Here is a 15,130-nt window from a genome sequence, read left to right on the forward strand (position 1 = left end):
GTGCGGCCCTTCAAGCTCACCACAATCCCATGACGATCAAGCCCGTTGCCCATGTCACAAGGGCCGCGTAACATTCATTCTGGCAACGTCGGCCCGACGTAGTTCAACACCGATCGGGACATCCCCTGGCCTATGTGCAGGCACTACTCGCCACGGGGATCAGTAACTCCGTCCGCGCAGCCTACTGGCAGAAATATTTCGTGCACAGGGCTGTGCGACCGGAAGCCTACGGCGCTCTGGCGCACCATCGCCTTGCCAATGGCGTGAGCGACTACCCGTTGCACGAGAGCTTCCTGAAATCGGAAGCCCTCGATCGCAGCAAAGCCAAATACGGCACCTATCTTTTGTCACAAACCTATCCGGAGGCCGCGCCCCTTCACTCCACCTATCCGGGCGGTGCCACGAGCGTTGGTGCCGTTACGGCTACCATATTGAAGGCGTTTTTCGACGAGAGCCGCGTCATCGCCAACCCAGTGCAGCCCGATCTGGCTGACCCGACGAGGCTCGTGCCCTATAGCGGCCCGCCGCTCACGGTTGGTGGAGAGTTGAACAAGCTCGCGGTGAATTTCGGTTTCGGACGGAATTGGGCGGGCATCCACTGGCGATCCGACGCTTCCGCCTCAATGGCGATCGGCGAGGAAGTGGCTATCGGCATGCTGCGGGACGAGCGCACCACCCTCCGCGAACCCTTCGACGGTTTCTCCTTCACGCGCTTCGACGGCAGCCGCGTGACAATCTGACAGCAGCCGGGCGACACCCCTGGCGTGAGGCGCGCCCGGTCATGTGCAGAGGAGCGGAAGCGTCGTGCCCGACAGGCTATTGATGGAAGCTGAGGGCGGCGCCTGCTCGATCCGCAAACTTCCAATGACCGGAATCGGCGCTACTCCGCCGATCCCTCCGGCAGCCGCACACCGCGCGCAGCGGCTTCGCGCCGGCATGAGCGTTTCAGACCCTACGATCCGTGAGTGATCCGATAGCGCGCCATGTCTACAGGATGATCGAACGTGGCGAGCACTTCCGCTTATGGCCCCTTCGCTGACTGGATCAGCAAAGTCGCGTTCAGGTGTGCCTCCGGCTCGGCGACCTTGCGACTGACCGTCGCGAGCACGGTGAAAATGAGTGCTGTTTCCGAAGTTGGGATGATGAACCGCTGTATTTCCCGAAATGGCGATACCTCGACGATATCGGCTCCATATACGAAATCGCTGATCGTGTCATGGCACGCCACGCTGGAGTCGGAACGTGCGCCGACGAGTGCCGGCCGGCATCGCGCTAGCGCGGCAGTTTCAGGCGGCCAAGTGCCTGCTCCAATGCATAGCTTGCCCGCAGCACCAGCGCGTCGGCGCGTGGTCCAGCTATGATTTGAAGGCCGATCGGCAGCCCCGCCGATGTCAGCCCGCATGGCACGCTGGCTGCTGGCAGACCGGCCTGGTTGACCCACGATGTCAGCGTCGGAAACGGCGGATTAGCCGGATCGAGGCTGGCGATCTCGGGCGCGCTGATATTCATGACCGGCGCAAGCAACAGGTCGTAGCGCTCGAAGAAGATGTTGATGCGACTGGCGAGGTCGCCGCGGGCGACAACAGCATCCACAAAGGCTCCCGCCGGCAGCTTCTCGCCCATCTGAACGAGCGCCTGCATTGACGGATCGAGTTGGCTGACGCGCTCGCTTAGCTTTCGTCCAAGCCGGGCCGAAAACGAGAACCAATGCACGCGGTGCACGTCGGCACATGCTGGAATTTCCGCCGGATGATCGGCCTCGATCTGCGCGCCCAGGCTTTCGGCGACCTTGAAGGCCGCGCGAACGGAGGCGGCGATCTCCGGCTCGATATCGACGCCCATGCCGAGATCATCGCTGACCGCCACGCGCAAGCCGTCGATTCCCCGATCGATGTCCGCAGTATAGTCGGCGCTGTCATAGGGCAGAGCATACCAGTCGTGCGGATCTGGACGTGACATGATGTCGAGCATCGCTGCGGCATCACGCACCGACCGAGTCATTGGTCCGATATGGCTCACCGTCGGAAAGGCACCTCGCGGATGATGTGGCACGCGGCCGAAGCTCGGCTTCAGACCGTAGATCCCACTCCACGCAGCCGGCACACGGATCGAACCGCCGCCGTCGGTGCCTACGGCAAGAGGACCGATGCCCGAGGCGACCGCCGCCGCCGCGCCGCCGCTTGAGCCGCCTGGGCTGTGCGCAGGATTCCAGGGATTGCGTGTGATCCCGGTCAGCGGACTGTCGGTCACGATCTTGTGGGCGTAGTCCGGCAGCGTCGTCTTTCCGAAGATGACTGCGCCGGCCTCGTGCAGCCGCGCCACGCATGGGCTATCGGGGCCTCGCGTATCGGACTCGGCAATGGCAAGCGAGCCGAAGCGGGTCGGCCAGCCATGTGCGTAGACGTTGTCCTTTATCGATACCGGCACGCCATCGAGCCCGCCAAGCGGCGCACCGGCGCGCCAGCGCTTCTCGGATTCACGCGCGGCTGCGAGCGCGGCATCGCGGCCAATGACGATGAAGGCGTTGAGCGTCGTCTGAGTCGCCTCCGCTCTTTCGAGCACGGCTGAGATTGTTTCAACGGGTGAAAGCTCCCGCTTACGAAAGCGCGCGACGAGTTCGGTGGCGTCGAAGTTCAGGATCTCAGGCTGCACAGGTACCGCTCCGCTTGACTTATCAGTATTTTCCTATTTATCATAATAAATATAGTCAACCGAAATGCGGACCGCGAAGCGAGGCGACAAGACGTGGCAAGGAAGGCATCGACGGCGCGCTCGCCGGCAAATGACGCGGTGAGGGCGCCGAAGCGCGGAGACCTCGTGGTCGAGGAGATCAAGCGCTGGATCGTGACGCGCCAGCTCAAGCCCGGCGACCGGCTGCCCAAGGAAGCCGAGCTGCAGGACCTGTTCTCGGTCAGCAAGGGCACGGTGCGCGAAGCGCTCAAATCATTGGAGGTGCAGGGCTTCATCTCGGTCAGCACGGGACCGTCCGGCGGCGCCACCGTGGTCGAGGTGCCGCTCGAGCGCACCTTCCAGCTCGTGCAGAACTATCTCTTCTTCAAGGAAGTCGATGTCCGCGACATCTACACGGTTCGCAAGATGCTGGAGCCCGAGCTCGCCGCGGGTGCCGTCCCGCATCTGACGAAGCGCGATTTCGAGGCCATGGAGGCGAGTATCGACACCTGCGCGCCGACACCTGCCTCGGTCGACGATGCGCTGCGCATGCGCCAGGAGGACCTGCACTTCCACGACATCCTTGCGGAAGCCAATCCGAACCCGTTCCTTCGTTTCTTCTGCCAGATGGTGAATCAGACGCTCCGGCGCCTGGTCGTGTTCGGTGCGAATCCGCTGCAATCCCACAATACGGAGCTCGGGCGCACCAACGTGCTGGCCCATCGGGAATTGCTTGCGGCTGCGCGCAAGCGCGATGTCGAGAATGTGCGGCGGTTGATGCTCGCCCATATCGAGGAAGCCGAGACGCATGTGTTCAGGATGCATGGCACCATGAGCAGCCGGCTGGTGCTGGACTCCGAGATGCGGGTCAACATCACGCCCCGTCTGGCGCGCAAGCCATGAGCGGCACCGTCGTCGTTATCCTCAACGCGCTCACGCTGATCAGCATCCTGGCGCTGGTCGCGATCGGGCTTGCCATCGTGTTCGGCATGATGGACGTGATGAATCTCGCTCATGGCGAGTTTGTCACCATCGGCGCCTATACTCTGTCTTTCGTGCAGGCGGCGCGCTGGATGCTGCCGCCGGAAACGGCCTATTGGGTTGCGCTGGTGCTGGCGCCGCTGATCGGAGCGCTGGTCGGCCTTATCATTGAATGGGCCGTGATCCGCCGGCTCTATCATCGGCCGCTCGACACGATTCTCGCCACGTTCGGCATCAGCCTGATCCTGCAGAAGCTCATTGAGCTGAGCTTTGGCGCGCTGCCGCAGGTCGTCGTCGCGCCGATCTCCGGCATGGTCGACCTGTTCGGCGCGCATTATCCGGCCTATCGCTTCCTGATCATTGCACTGGGCGGGTTGGTGATCGCGGCAACGCTCGCCGCGTTCCGCTGGAGCCAGTTCGGCGTCGACCTGCGCGCGGTCATCCAGAACCGTGCGATGGCGGAATCGCTCGGCATCGACGCCAAGCGCCTCACCCGCGTCGCCTTTGCCGGAGGTTCCGCGCTAGCCTCGCTCGCCGGCGTGCTGCTGGCGCCGCTCGCCTCCGTCGAAGCTCATCTCGGCACCTTCTATATCGGCAAGGCCTTCTTCGTCGTGATCCTCGGCGGTATCGGCTCGGTGCTTGGGAGCGTCGCCGGCAGCGTGCTGGTCGGCGGCGCGGAAACGCTTCTCAATTACGAATTCGATCCTTCGCTGGCGTCCGCGCTGGTGCTTGTGCTTGCCATCGTGCTGGTGCGCCTGCGGCCGCGAGGTCTCGTGCCGGGCTACAGCGCCGCTCACGAGCTCCTGGGCAAGGGCTGAACATGGCGCGACTGCTCTTCGCATGCCGATTGTTGTTTGCGCAGCCTGGGCTTGGCGGCCGTGAACGGGTCGGTGCGCAGATCGCCGTTGCGGCGTTTGCGGTGCTTGCGCTGTATCCCGCTGTTGTATCGGACTATCACCTGGCGCAACTCCGTGATGCGCTGCTGCTTGCGATCTTCGCGCTGAGCCTCGATTACCTCTGGGGCCGCGCCCGCATGCTGGTGCTGGGGCACGCGCTCTTCTTCGGGATCGGCGCCTACGGCATGGCGATTGCCACCACAAGACTAGGCTGGCCGACCGGAACCGGACTCCTGCTTGGCATCGCGGTGGCCGCATCGGTTGCCGCGGCTGCGGGCTATTTCCTGCTCTATGCCGGCGTGCGGCTGCACTTCTTCGCGGTCCTCACCATGGCGATGTCCCTGATCGCGACGCAGATCGCGGTCAGCTGGTCCAGCGTGACCGGGGGCGATGTCGGTATCCTCGGAGTACCTCCGATCGAGTTCTCGGCTTTTGGCTTGCACTATTCCGGCGGCGACGGCACCGCGAGCTACTACGGCGCGCTGGTTCTGGCCTTCCTCGTCATGCTGGTGCTGTGGCTTGCATGCCGCGCTCCCTACGGACTGATCCTCGAGGCGATCGGCAGCAACGAGAACCGCGCGCGCACGCTCGGCTTCAACACCGCCCGCCAGCTCCTGATCGCCTTCACCACTGCAGCGGCGCTTGCCGCGTTCGCGGGCGCATTGTTCGCGACAACGGCCGGCGTCGTGGCGCCCGACCTGCTCGGAACGCTGCTCTCGACCGAAGTGATGATCTGGGTCGCGATCGGCGGCCGCGGCACCTTCGTCGGTCCGCTGCTGGCAACCCTGCTCGTGCACCAGGCGAGCCAGGCGATCTCCAGCTTCAGCGCCAGCCTATGGCCGCTGCTTCTTGGCACCCTGTTCCTGTTGATTGTGTTCGCGCTTCCCGAGGGGCTCGTTTCGTTGCTCCGGCGCAGGAAGGAGGCGTAATGGGCGCGCTGCTTGAGATCGAGCAGGTTGGCAAGCGCTATGGCGGCATCACGGCCATCGACGGGGTTTCCCTCACGATCGGCGAGCGCGAGCTTGTCTGCGTGATTGGACCCAACGGCGCAGGCAAGAGCTCGCTGCTCAATGTCATGAGCGGCACGCTGCGGCCCGATCAGGGTGACGTTCGGTTTCAAGGCCGGTCGCTGCGAAACCAGCCCGCGCATGCCTTCGCCGACCACGGCATTGTGCGCAAATTCCAGGGCGCCAACGTCTTTCCTTGGATGACGGTTACCGATAGCCTCCGCGTGGCGGGGCTTGGCGTTGCGCTGCATTCCGGCCGCGCGCTGCCTGCCATCGAGGACGTGCTTGCCACCATCAAGCTCAGCCATCAGGCTCATCGCCTGGGTTCGATGTGTTCGCACGGCCAGCGACAGTGGCTCGAGGTCGGCATGACCCTGATGTGCCGACCGCGCATCCTCTTGCTCGACGAGCCGACCGCCGGCATGACCTCGGTCGCGACTGTCGAGATGGCGGAATTGGCGCTGCGGCTTGCGACCGAGATGTCGGTCGTCGTGATCGAGCATGACATGTCCTTTGTGCGTCGGCTCGGCTGCCGGACGCTGGTGATGCATCAGGGCCGCCTGATCGCCGATGGCCCGTTCGACGCCGTTTCGCGCGATGAGCGCGTGCGCGACGCCTATCTGGGGCGCGCCTGATGCTGCAGATCGCAAGCCTTCGCGGTGGCTATGGCGCCGGCCCGGTCCTTGACGGCGTCGACCTCGTGGTAGCGAGCGGCGAGGTCGTCAGCGTGGTCGGCCGCAACGGTTCAGGCAAATCGACCCTGATCAAGGCAGTGATGGGTCTGCTGCCGGAGGCGCTCGGCAAGATCGAACTCGACGGCGAAGCGCTGCTTGGTCTGCCCACCCATCAGATCGCACGGCGCGGCGTCGCCTATGTCCCGCAGGGGCGAGGCATTTTTCCGCGGCTCACCGTCAGGCAGAATCTCGAGATCGGCGCGCGCGCCGCCGGCGCAAAGGACGGCATTCCGGGCGACGTGCTGGAGTTGTTCCCGTTTCTCAAGGAGCGATTTGGCCAGTTTGGCGGCACCATGTCAGGTGGGGAGCAGCAGATGCTGGCGATCGCCCGCGCACTTGCTTCGCATCCGCGCATGCTTTTGCTCGATGAGCCGTCTGACGGGGTGCAACCGCGTATCGTGCAGGAGATCGGCGAGCTCATTCCCGAGATCGCGCACGCGCGCCGGCTCGGCGTGATCCTAGTCGAGCAGAATCTCGATCTCGCGATGGCGGCGGCAGGCCGCATCGTGGTGCTCGACAAGGGCAGGACCGCGCATGAATGCGCATCGGAACAGTTTCGTGATGTGGAGGTTCAGACGCGGTTTCTCGCGATCTGACACGGGTGTTGGAGGGGGTACCATGGGCTTGTCGACAATCACGCGCCGCAGGTTTGGCGGCTTTGCAGCCGGCCTCGCCGGCGCGGCAGTCTTACCGCGCGTCTCGCGCGCGTCCGATCCGATCCGGATTGGTTTCCTCGGGCCGCTGAGCGGCGCCCTCGCTTTTGTCGGCCAGACCAACAAGAATTGCCTTGATCTCGCAGTCAGCGAGATCAACGAGGCCGGCGGCGTCGCCGGGCGGATGCTCGAAGTGGTCGCCGAGGACTCGCAGATGTCGACCAAGACGACGCTCGACAAGGCGCGCAAGCTGTTCCAGAGTGATGGCGTGATCGCCGTTACCGGCATGGTGCTGCCCTCGGAGCGCGAAGCGGCGCTCTCCATTGCGGCACAGGTCAAGCGCTACGTGCTGTTTCCAAATTTCGACGAGGGGCGCTGTCATCCCAACCTGATCTGCACCGGGCTTTCGATCAACCAGAGCACCGTGCCGATGGTGCGATGGCTCACCAGCAATATTGGCAAGAAGATCTATGTTATCGCCTCCGACCTTGCGACCAATCGCCAGATTACTCTCGATAGCCTGAAGGCCGAGCTCGATGCGCAGGGCGGCACGCTCGCGGGCGCGCAGTTCTTCCCTTTCGGCACACGTGATTTCTGCCCGGCCCTGCAGCAGGTGGCCGCCGCCAATCCCGACATTGTATGGCACGCGATTGGCGATGACCCCATCACCTTCGTCAAGCAGTACGCAAGCTTCGGCATGAAGCCGCAGTTGGTGACGCCCTTGGTGCACGAATCCATTGCGGCCGCAACAGAGGATGCGTCGGTCGGCAATATCGGCGTGGAATCCTCCTATATGAGCGTCGATACCGAAGCGAATCGCGCTTTCATCGACGCCTACAGCAAGCGCTTCGCCGGTTTCACGCCGCGCCGCATTCGCGGCAAGGTCGTGATGCTTCCGCACGGGGAGAAGACCTATGTCGCGGCAAAGCTGCTCGCGGAGGCGATCCGGTTCGGTGGCGGTACAGACTACGACGCATTGCGAAGCGGCTTCGGCAAGGTCACGCTGTCTGCCCCCCGAGGCACCGTGAAGGTCGACCTCGGCGCGAGCCATCTCGTCTGCGACACGCTGGTCGGCAAGGTCATGCCAGACCGCGGCATCGACGTGATCGCTCGGCTGGGGGCCATCGCACCGGTATGCACGGGAGCAAAGGGATGATCGAGCTCGGAATCGATGCGCTGACCGAGGGCTATCGCAGCCGCGCCTTTTCACCGGTCGAGGTCATGAAGGCGGTGCTCGCACGTGCCGCTGAGCTGCAGCCTATGCTCAATCCGCTTGCCGCGATCGATGAGGAGGGCGCGCTTGCGGAGACGCGGGACTCGGAAGCGCGCTGGCTTTCGGGCACGCCGCGCGGCGTGCTCGACGGCGTGCCGGTCTCGGTGAAGGACCTGATGCCAACGAAAAACATGCCGACCCGCCAGGGCTCCCGGGCGGTCGCGCCTAATGCGATCCCTCGTATCGATGCGCCGCCCGCGGCGCGCTGCCGCGAAGCGGGCGCGATTCTGTTTGCGAAGGCAACCACCTCCGAGTTCGGCAACAAGATCGTTACGGAGTCGCCGCTCAACGGTATCACGCGTAATCCATATGATCGTAACCGCACGTCGGGCGGCTCGAGCGGCGGCTCCGCAGTCGCGGTTGCCACGGGACTCGGTCCGGTGGCCATCGCGACCGATGGCGGCGGCTCGATCCGGATTCCCTCCGCCTGGTGCGGTGTCGTCGGTTTCAAGCCGTCGTACAAGCGCGTGCCGACATTCGGAGGAGAAAGCCCCGGCTCGTTGAGCAATGTCGGGCCGATCGCGCGCAGCGTGGCGGATGCCGCCCTGCTGCTCAACGTGATGGCGCAGCCCTTCGCCGGCGATTGGCAGGTGACGCCTCCCGATGGGCGGGACTACCGTCATGGCTTGAACGATGGTGTGCGCGGCTGGCGCATCGCGTTCAGTCCCGATCTCGGCATCGCCACGGTGCAAGAAGATATCGCAGCAGCAGTAGCGGCAGCCGCAAGGACCTTTGCGGAGGCAGGCGCCATTGTCGAAGAAACGGAGGTGCCGCCGCTCGCCGGTTATGTCGAAAGCCGTCTGCATTCGATCCAGTGGATGGTCAATCTCGCGCAGCTTCTGAAACAGTTTACGCCTGAGCAGCGTGCGCTGATCGATCCGGACACGGTCGAACTTGCGCGCATCGGCTCCGAGCTGCCGGCTTCCGTGCTGGCCGATGCGCTCGCGGCGCGCGAAAAGCTGGGGCGTGAGATGCACGCCTTCTTCGCAGACCATGATCTCCTGATCTGTCCGACCTTCCATGTCGAAGCGCCGCCCGTGCCCGGGCTGCCGGCCGGGCTGCGCGAGGCGCCGCGTTTCACCTCGTGGTGCAATCAGACCATGCAACCGGCAGCGTCCGTGCCATGCGGGCTGACCCGGTCCGGCCTGCCTATCGGGCTGCAGATCGTCGGTCGACGCTATGACGATGCACGCGTGCTACGCGCCGCCGCAGCCTATGAAGTCGCGCGTGGAGCTTTTCCGGGGCCGACATGAGCGAACTCAGGATTGTGCGTCTGGTCAGTCATCTCGACGAGATCGGAGAATCGTGGCGCGCCTGGGCCGCCGCTGTTATCGCCGCCGAGACTGGCGACGAGTTGGAGCCGCTGATGGCGCTTGGCGAGCGGCTGGGCGACCTGCTCGGCAGGCGGTCCGTTGCATTGCTGGACGGCGCGCCGGCAACGGCCTACGGCAAGAGCGCGATCGTAGGTGCCGCACTTGAGATCGAGCTCGGCGCTGCGATCCTGCATCCGCGGCTGGGGAAGCCGTTGCGTCGGCTCGTCGGCGGCGGCAAGGCGCTGATTCCCTCAACCGTGAAAAAAGGCGCGCCGGGTTGCATGATTGACGTCCCTGTGCACGGCAAGGACGACGAATGGGACTTTGCGCTACTCGATTCGATCGAGGCCTCGGTCCCTGGTGCACCGGCGGCACACGAAATCGTCATCATCATTGCTTTGGCTGCAGGTGGACGCGCTCATGCAAGGATCGGCAAGACCGGCAGCTAGCCGGCCGAGCCGATCTGACGGTACGCGCAATATCCCGCAGCCGATCGTCCCGATTGCTCGCCCCTATCTATCAAAAGTTCACCGAGGGCTTTGAAATGCCGGGTTTCGTTGCTGCCTCGCGCGTGCTGCAACGAGCGCGGGCCAACAGTTAGCGGCCGCAGTCGCTATCTTGGCCGACGGCCGCTTGGTCAAGCATTGGCGGGTAGGGCAGCTCTTGTCGCCGAGCGGCCACTCGAATCGGGCGTTGTACTCTGCGATTTGAATATGTTTCATTCTATGCCCGAGAAGAGAGGAAGATTGCGTGCCGCTTCACGATTGAGCGGCTAAGAGGCGGGGGGCCGTTCGATCAGTATCCTCGCCGCCGATATCGAAGGTCGTGGTGTTCCGAGATTTGCATTGCGCGCTTAGAAACTCAGCAAGACCAGTCGTTCACGTCCCGCATCAAGCGGAGGATTGAAGAACGTATCGCAAGCTGCTCGAGTGTGGGGAAAGGCGGTAGCGCTCCCCCGCTATCAGATATCTGATAAATAGTTGCCATTGCTTATGAATTCGCGAAATATGGTAGGGGTTGCGCCTCGTTGGCTGCAATTTGATTGTCGTAGGTTGCGTCACGAGCGAAGGGCCGCCGCTCGTCCACCGCAAGTGCGACTACGGGTGCGGGCGTTGATGAGTACCACGATCACGTTCACTTTTTCAGCCTGAGTGAAGTCCCTTATCACCTAACCATGCCGCGATTTCCTTCCCGATTGTGTCTGGATGATCTTCCTGGAGATAATGGTAGCCTTCCCCCAGGTCGACGGCGCGACACGATTTCAGACACTCGCGATAGAAAGCAGCACGCGCTGGCGGAATAAAGATACCCGGAGTCGCGAGAAAGAAGATTTTCGGCGTTTCCGTTTCGAGAAGCCAATCGTGGTAGGCCATCGCCATCGCATAGACATCGCTCGGTGTGCCAGCTATCGGGAGTTCGTTAGGGAGCCTGTAAATCGGCTCACGGTCTTTCGGGTCGAGGAACGGTCGGCGATATTCCGCTATTTCCTCGGGAGAAAGCTCGCGCACGATGCCGTCCGGCAAACCCTTCTCGATGAAGGCGTTGTCACCAATGATCAACTTTCGCCCCATGACCGGGTCGCGGAAGGCCTTGAAGAATTCATAGGCCTGCGGCCCCAGGTCCAGCCATGTCGGGATTGGCCGGATGAATTCCATGAGCGCCAGGCCGCGAATCCGGGTCGGATGCCGCCGCGCCCAGTCGAGGCCCAAAGCCGAACCCCAATCGTGCAAAATCAAGATCACGTCGTTCAGCTGAAGCGCTTGGATGAATCCTTGGAGATATCGCGCGTGATCTTCGACGCGATAGGGAATGTCGGGTTTGTCGGAGTCCCCGAACCCGATCAGATCGGGAGCGATGCAGCGCATGTGAGGCGCGACGTGCGGAATCACGTTCCTCCAAAGATAGGAGGACGTGGGATTGCCATGCAGGAGCAGTGCAACGGGCGTCCCAGCTTCACCGACGCCTTCATCCACATAGGCCATCTTCGAGCCTAGAACTTCCACATACTTCTTGGAACGCAAAGTCATCGATTTGTCCTCTCCGCGTGAGGTCCACAGCGCCCGCCCGGCAAGCCGCAGCTTCACGTCTTTTCGGGCGCGAGAGATCCTCGCCTCCGTCAGTAGATGTCCCTTGGGCGCAGGGGGAGGAGCGTGTAGGTGTCAGGCGAACACTCCGTGCCCCCGCTCCAAAGGCGTGTCCCGGCGATTGACCGACCGCCGAGCTATTTGGGGATGCCGAACGTGTCCTTGAGCCTGGCTTGACCGTCGAAGAGAGCCTCCATTTCGTCCCGGCGCTCCTGCGAGACGTCGCCTTCCATCATATCGACGATCTCAAGCAACGGGGTCATGTGGTCTCCCACAAGCCAATGCCGCTCCCGCTCCTCGGTACACACGACCCAGATGCCGGACGCATCGTCATCGGGGCCTACTGCGAGCGCCTCTCGAATATTTTTCGCAACTTCGCTCAAAGCTCTCGCCTTGAGTTGCGAGTTCATGAAGCCTTCAGGCGCAATGATGCGAGCGAAAGCCAACTTGCGTCCTCTCACATAGGTATCGTCAAATTGGCCGCCAACAGCCCACATGTTGGCGGGCAGCGTATGGAACCACGTCCAGTCAACCTTACGGGCTTTCTCCGTAGGATGGCCGAACTCAATCGTTTCCATCGTGTCTGAGATACTCCGCGCGAGATGTGCACGAACGTCGTCGGCTAACGGTTCGCGTGTGGTTATTTCGACCCATGGCATGATATAGACCTCCGTTTCGATTGATCACACTGGCCAAGTATTCCGTCTCAGTTCGTGGCCATTGAGTCGCCTGGTGGATGGAGGATTGCCGGAACGCCCTTTGCTCCGAAAGCCACGGCTAAAAAGCGAAGCGGGCCTTTTCCCTCATTGCGCCCACGGTGCCACACTGTCCTGGGCTGCAGCAGGACTTCACCTTGGTGGAACGTTCTCTCCTTGCCGTCGGCGAACTGAACGGTGAGATCGCCCTGAAGGACGTAGACGTATTCGGGATTCGGATGGGTCATCCAACGCGTAACGCCGCCAGGCGGGACGGTCAGAATGTCCGACAAGATCACAGGGTTGGGCGTGCTGAGGTAGATCAGCGGTTCGCCTGCCGTCGTTGTAGTGAGGTCAGGAAGCGGCGTGATCGTTTCCGCACCGGCCTGTTGTTTTGGCTTGTTCGCGGCGGTCTGCGCGACGGCGGGCGTCGCCAGGAGCACCGCAGCGCCGAGCAAAGCGAAAATGCCTTTGAAGGATCTATCGTGACGGTTGTGCATGTCTATCTCCTTTTATGTGGGGAACGGCGTCACTCGTTCACCAGATTGATCGCGTCCGACCGAAGCGGACGTGATTTACGCTCGACTGGGGCGGTATCCTTCTGACGAACGAGCGCCCAGGTCAGAAGAGCCGAGAGTGCGGCGAATGCCGCCGCGACAAGCAGGATTGCCTGGAAGCCCTCGCCAAAGCTCGTCATCACGAGCGCGTGCAGCGAGCTGCGAGCGGCTTCTGGCGCGCTTGAAACCGCGCCCGACAGATCGCCGGCGACCACGCTTCGCACCAGTGCCGCGTGGTCGCGGCCCCCGCTCACAGCGGGGCCGAGGCCGTTGAGGCCTCGATGCAAGACAGCTGTTATCCGTCCCGCGAGCACGGCGCCGAGCGCCGCAAAGCCGATGACTATACCGGTGAAGCGTACTGTCCCGGACACACCCGATGCCATGCCTGCACGCCCGGGCGGAATAGCGCTGATGCCGACCTTCACAACCTCGCTGTTGAGCACGCCGGCGCCGGTGCCCGCGGTGATAAGGCCCGCAAGCAGCGCCGTGTAGTTGAAGAGAGGAACCGCTACCGCAAGCTCAACCAAGCCGATGGTAACCAGCGAGAGCCCAAGTGTCAGTAGCTCGCGCCCCGACAGCCGCGAGGATAAGTGAACGGCAACAAGCCGCGGGACTACGAAGAGCGGCAGGCTGAGCGGCAGCATCAGGAAGCCGGCCTGCACGGGATTGCAGCCGAGCGCGCCTTGGAAGTACATCGGCAGATAAGTGAGCAGCGCCAGCAGCGTTGCCGCGAAAGCAAGCGCCGCGATGTTGGCACCAAGGAAGGTCGGTCGCCCGAAGAGATGCAGATCCACCATCGGCCGGCGCTGCCGCGCTTCGGCCACGAGAAATCCGGCCAGTAGCGTAACCGCACAGCCGAAGGCGACTACGACCGGCGAACTTGACCAGCCCTTGGCATTGCCGAAGATCAATGCCAGCGTCAGGGCGAACACGCAGCTGCTGAAGAGGACGAACCCAGGGACATCTACTGGGTCCGCGTGGGGACTGGACGAATCCACAACGGCATAGAGAGACAGCAGCACCAGGATAAACCCAAGCGGAGGATCGATACAGAAACCCCACTCCCAGCCGAACGTCTGGGTGACGATGCCACCTGCGATCGGACCGGCCGTAATCGCAAGGCCAACCATCGCGCCCCAAAACGCGAAGGCGCGCGCCCGTTGGGCTCCGCTGAACTCGTGACTGAGAATAGCGAGCGATGCGCTGAGTTGGAGCGCGGCACCGACGCCTTCCAGCGTTCGCGCGCTGTTCAACACTGCTAGCGAAGGTGCTGCGCTACAGAGAAGCGAGGCCACGGAAAATATTCCAAGCCCGAGCAGCAAGAAACGCTTGCGCCCATAGCGATCCGCCAGCGCTCCTGCCGGCAATACGAGACAGCCAAAAGTGAGCGTGTAAGCGCTCACTACCCACTCCATGGCAGCAAAGTCGGCATGCATGGAGCGAGCAATCGAGGGCAGCGACACCGGCACGATGTTGGCGTCGAGATTGATCATGAACGACGGCACGGAGACACAGAGGAGCAGTAGGAACTGCCGCGTTCGCTGGGAGTGGAGCGTTTCCGCAAGACGCATGACTTCGCCCTTCGATCAGTCGCTAGCGGTGGTGTCGCCGTAATCGGCAGCGACTGCAGTGGTCAGCAGGGCGCGCAGCGCATGGATCTCTTCGGCCTCGAATGCCGTGGCGAACTGCTTCTGCGCGCGCCGCCACAATGGCTTGGCCTCAGCGAGGCGTTGTCGGCCCACCTCGGTCATCACGATGATGCGGCTGCGTCGGTCACGGCCGATCTCCATCCTCACCAGTCCGTCGCGCTCGAGCGGCTGCAAATTGTGGCCGAGCCCGTTGCGCTCCATGACCATGGCGTTCGCCAATTCCGTAATGGTCATCGGGCCAGTCCGGTCGAGCTCGGCCAGGAGGGCATATTGCGTGAGCCTGATGCCGGCGGGATCGAGAGCACGGTCGTAAAGCATGCTCACCCGCCGCGCTGCCTTGCGCAGAACAGTGCAATTACAGGCCTCCTCGTCGGCGGGCCGCTCCGCGATCTTCCGACGCCTGTCCCTGCGGCTAGGCATGATGGTGTCCTCCGCTGCACCCGAGACGGACCCCGCGTAACGACGCCGCCCCTATGCCGAATGTCAGCATATGCGTAGGTATATCGGCATATGCGTATACCCTGTCAAGTAGCGCCAGCAAAGATTCTGGAAAGCATCCGGTCGGAACGCTCCGCGACGCCTTCTTCTTTCCAATGCCGCCTTTTTGGCCCATCGCGG

At 63.0% G+C, this 15,130-nt stretch carries 15 protein-coding genes and 1 pseudogene; 10 read left to right on the top strand and 6 right to left on the bottom strand.

Features of this window, described 5'->3' with window-relative positions; translation table 11 throughout:
• Positions 1 to 134 precede the first annotated feature (134 nt).
• The gene (locus tag ACZYOF_RS21445; protein WP_463717018.1) at positions 135 to 740 is read left to right on the top strand and encodes a vanadium-dependent haloperoxidase; all 606 of its coding nucleotides are present in this window, start codon (positions 135 to 137) and stop codon (positions 738 to 740) included.
• A 532-nt stretch (positions 741 to 1,272) separates the two neighbouring features.
• Here the strand turns inward: ACZYOF_RS21445 and ACZYOF_RS21450 are convergent.
• Positions 1,273 to 2,652: an amidase gene (locus ACZYOF_RS21450; protein WP_463717019.1), complete on the bottom strand. Its 1,380-nt coding sequence runs from the start codon at positions 2,650 to 2,652 to the stop codon at positions 1,273 to 1,275.
• Between the two features lie 93 nt (positions 2,653 to 2,745).
• Here ACZYOF_RS21450 and ACZYOF_RS21455 point away from each other — a divergent pair, with 93 nt between their 5' ends.
• From ACZYOF_RS21455 to ACZYOF_RS21495, 9 genes and pseudogenes are all read left to right on the top strand, one after another.
• Positions 2,746 to 3,573 carry a FadR/GntR family transcriptional regulator gene (locus ACZYOF_RS21455; RefSeq protein ID WP_463717020.1) on the top strand — a complete coding sequence of 276 codons (828 nt, stop codon included), beginning with the start codon at positions 2,746 to 2,748 and terminating at the stop codon, positions 3,571 to 3,573.
• The gene (gene urtB / locus ACZYOF_RS21460; protein WP_463717021.1) at positions 3,570 to 4,469 is read left to right on the top strand and encodes an urea ABC transporter permease subunit UrtB; all 900 of its coding nucleotides are present in this window, start codon (positions 3,570 to 3,572) and stop codon (positions 4,467 to 4,469) included. Before ACZYOF_RS21455 ends, urtB begins: the two co-directional genes overlap by 4 nt.
• Before the next feature lie 2 nt (positions 4,470 to 4,471).
• Entirely contained in the window at positions 4,472 to 5,476 is a 1,005-nt protein-coding gene (locus ACZYOF_RS21465) for a branched-chain amino acid ABC transporter permease (protein ID WP_463717022.1), read from the top strand.
• Positions 5,476 to 5,961 (top strand): annotated as a pseudogene (locus ACZYOF_RS21470) (ATP-binding cassette domain-containing protein); the annotation flags it as partial. The gene ACZYOF_RS21465 and the pseudogene ACZYOF_RS21470, both read left to right, overlap by 1 nt.
• A gap of 138 nt (positions 5,962 to 6,099) precedes the next feature.
• A complete protein-coding gene (locus tag ACZYOF_RS21475) occupies positions 6,100 to 6,189 on the top strand; it encodes an ABC transporter ATP-binding protein C-terminal domain-containing protein (RefSeq protein WP_463717050.1) in 90 nt (29 codons plus the stop codon).
• Entirely contained in the window at positions 6,189 to 6,884 is a 696-nt protein-coding gene (locus ACZYOF_RS21480; protein ID WP_463717023.1) for an ABC transporter ATP-binding protein, read from the top strand. The genes ACZYOF_RS21475 and ACZYOF_RS21480 overlap by 1 nt, the downstream gene beginning before the upstream one ends.
• A 22-nt stretch (positions 6,885 to 6,906) precedes the next feature.
• The gene (locus tag ACZYOF_RS21485; RefSeq protein WP_463717024.1) at positions 6,907 to 8,097 is read left to right on the top strand and encodes an ABC transporter substrate-binding protein; all 1,191 of its coding nucleotides are present in this window, start codon (positions 6,907 to 6,909) and stop codon (positions 8,095 to 8,097) included.
• Complete coding sequence (locus ACZYOF_RS21490) at positions 8,094 to 9,467, top strand: amidase family protein (protein WP_463717025.1); 1,374 nt, start codon at positions 8,094 to 8,096, stop codon at positions 9,465 to 9,467. The genes ACZYOF_RS21485 and ACZYOF_RS21490 overlap by 4 nt, the downstream gene beginning before the upstream one ends.
• Entirely contained in the window at positions 9,464 to 9,976 is a 513-nt protein-coding gene (locus ACZYOF_RS21495; RefSeq protein WP_463717026.1) for an amino acid synthesis family protein, read from the top strand. The genes ACZYOF_RS21490 and ACZYOF_RS21495 overlap by 4 nt, the downstream gene beginning before the upstream one ends.
• Positions 9,977 to 10,669: 693 nt before the next feature.
• Here ACZYOF_RS21495 and ACZYOF_RS21500 read toward each other — a convergent pair.
• The 5 genes from ACZYOF_RS21500 to ACZYOF_RS21520 all read right to left on the bottom strand — a co-directional run bounded on the left by ACZYOF_RS21500 (position 10,670) and on the right by ACZYOF_RS21520 (position 14,932).
• Complete coding sequence (locus ACZYOF_RS21500; protein WP_463717027.1) at positions 10,670 to 11,611, bottom strand: haloalkane dehalogenase; 942 nt, start codon at positions 11,609 to 11,611, stop codon at positions 10,670 to 10,672.
• 137 nt (positions 11,612 to 11,748) lie between these two features.
• The gene (locus ACZYOF_RS21505; RefSeq protein ID WP_463717028.1) at positions 11,749 to 12,189 is read right to left on the bottom strand and encodes a hypothetical protein; all 441 of its coding nucleotides are present in this window, start codon (positions 12,187 to 12,189) and stop codon (positions 11,749 to 11,751) included.
• A 128-nt stretch (positions 12,190 to 12,317) separates the two neighbouring features.
• On the bottom strand, positions 12,318 to 12,806 hold the full coding sequence (locus tag ACZYOF_RS21510) for a cupin domain-containing protein (RefSeq protein WP_463717029.1): 489 nt from the start codon (positions 12,804 to 12,806) through the stop codon (positions 12,318 to 12,320).
• A 29-nt stretch (positions 12,807 to 12,835) separates the two neighbouring features.
• Positions 12,836 to 14,356 carry an MFS transporter gene (locus ACZYOF_RS21515; RefSeq protein ID WP_463717030.1) on the bottom strand — a complete coding sequence of 507 codons (1,521 nt, stop codon included), beginning with the start codon at positions 14,354 to 14,356 and terminating at the stop codon, positions 12,836 to 12,838.
• A 93-nt stretch (positions 14,357 to 14,449) separates the two neighbouring features.
• Positions 14,450 to 14,932, bottom strand: coding sequence for a MarR family winged helix-turn-helix transcriptional regulator (locus tag ACZYOF_RS21520; protein WP_282529585.1), 483 nt, complete (start codon positions 14,930 to 14,932; stop codon positions 14,450 to 14,452).
• Between the last annotated feature and the right edge of the window lie 198 nt (positions 14,933 to 15,130).

It is taken from the genome of Bradyrhizobium sp. LeoA1Lang, from assembly GCF_055413685.1.

Bases quoted from the DNA above. Each gene is read 5' to 3' on its own strand.
- ACZYOF_RS21510 (WP_463717029.1), bottom strand. From the start codon at position 12,806: ATGCACAACCGTCACGATAGATCCTTCAAAGGCATTTTCGCTTTGCTC.
- ACZYOF_RS21475 (WP_463717050.1), top strand. From the start codon at position 6,100: ATGCATCAGGGCCGCCTGATCGCCGATGGCCCGTTCGACGCCGTTTCG.
- ACZYOF_RS21520 (WP_282529585.1), bottom strand. From the start codon at position 14,932: ATGCCTAGCCGCAGGGACAGGCGTCGGAAGATCGCGGAGCGGCCCGCC.
- ACZYOF_RS21465 (WP_463717022.1), top strand. From the start codon at position 4,472: ATGGCGCGACTGCTCTTCGCATGCCGATTGTTGTTTGCGCAGCCTGGG.
- urtB (WP_463717021.1), top strand. From the start codon at position 3,570: ATGAGCGGCACCGTCGTCGTTATCCTCAACGCGCTCACGCTGATCAGC.
- ACZYOF_RS21495 (WP_463717026.1), top strand. From the start codon at position 9,464: ATGAGCGAACTCAGGATTGTGCGTCTGGTCAGTCATCTCGACGAGATC.
- ACZYOF_RS21505 (WP_463717028.1), bottom strand. From the start codon at position 12,189: ATGGAAACGATTGAGTTCGGCCATCCTACGGAGAAAGCCCGTAAGGTT.
- ACZYOF_RS21490 (WP_463717025.1), top strand. From the start codon at position 8,094: ATGATCGAGCTCGGAATCGATGCGCTGACCGAGGGCTATCGCAGCCGC.
- ACZYOF_RS21515 (WP_463717030.1), bottom strand. From the start codon at position 14,356: ATGATCAATCTCGACGCCAACATCGTGCCGGTGTCGCTGCCCTCGATT.
- ACZYOF_RS21485 (WP_463717024.1), top strand. From the start codon at position 6,907: ATGGGCTTGTCGACAATCACGCGCCGCAGGTTTGGCGGCTTTGCAGCC.
- ACZYOF_RS21480 (WP_463717023.1), top strand. From the start codon at position 6,189: ATGCTGCAGATCGCAAGCCTTCGCGGTGGCTATGGCGCCGGCCCGGTC.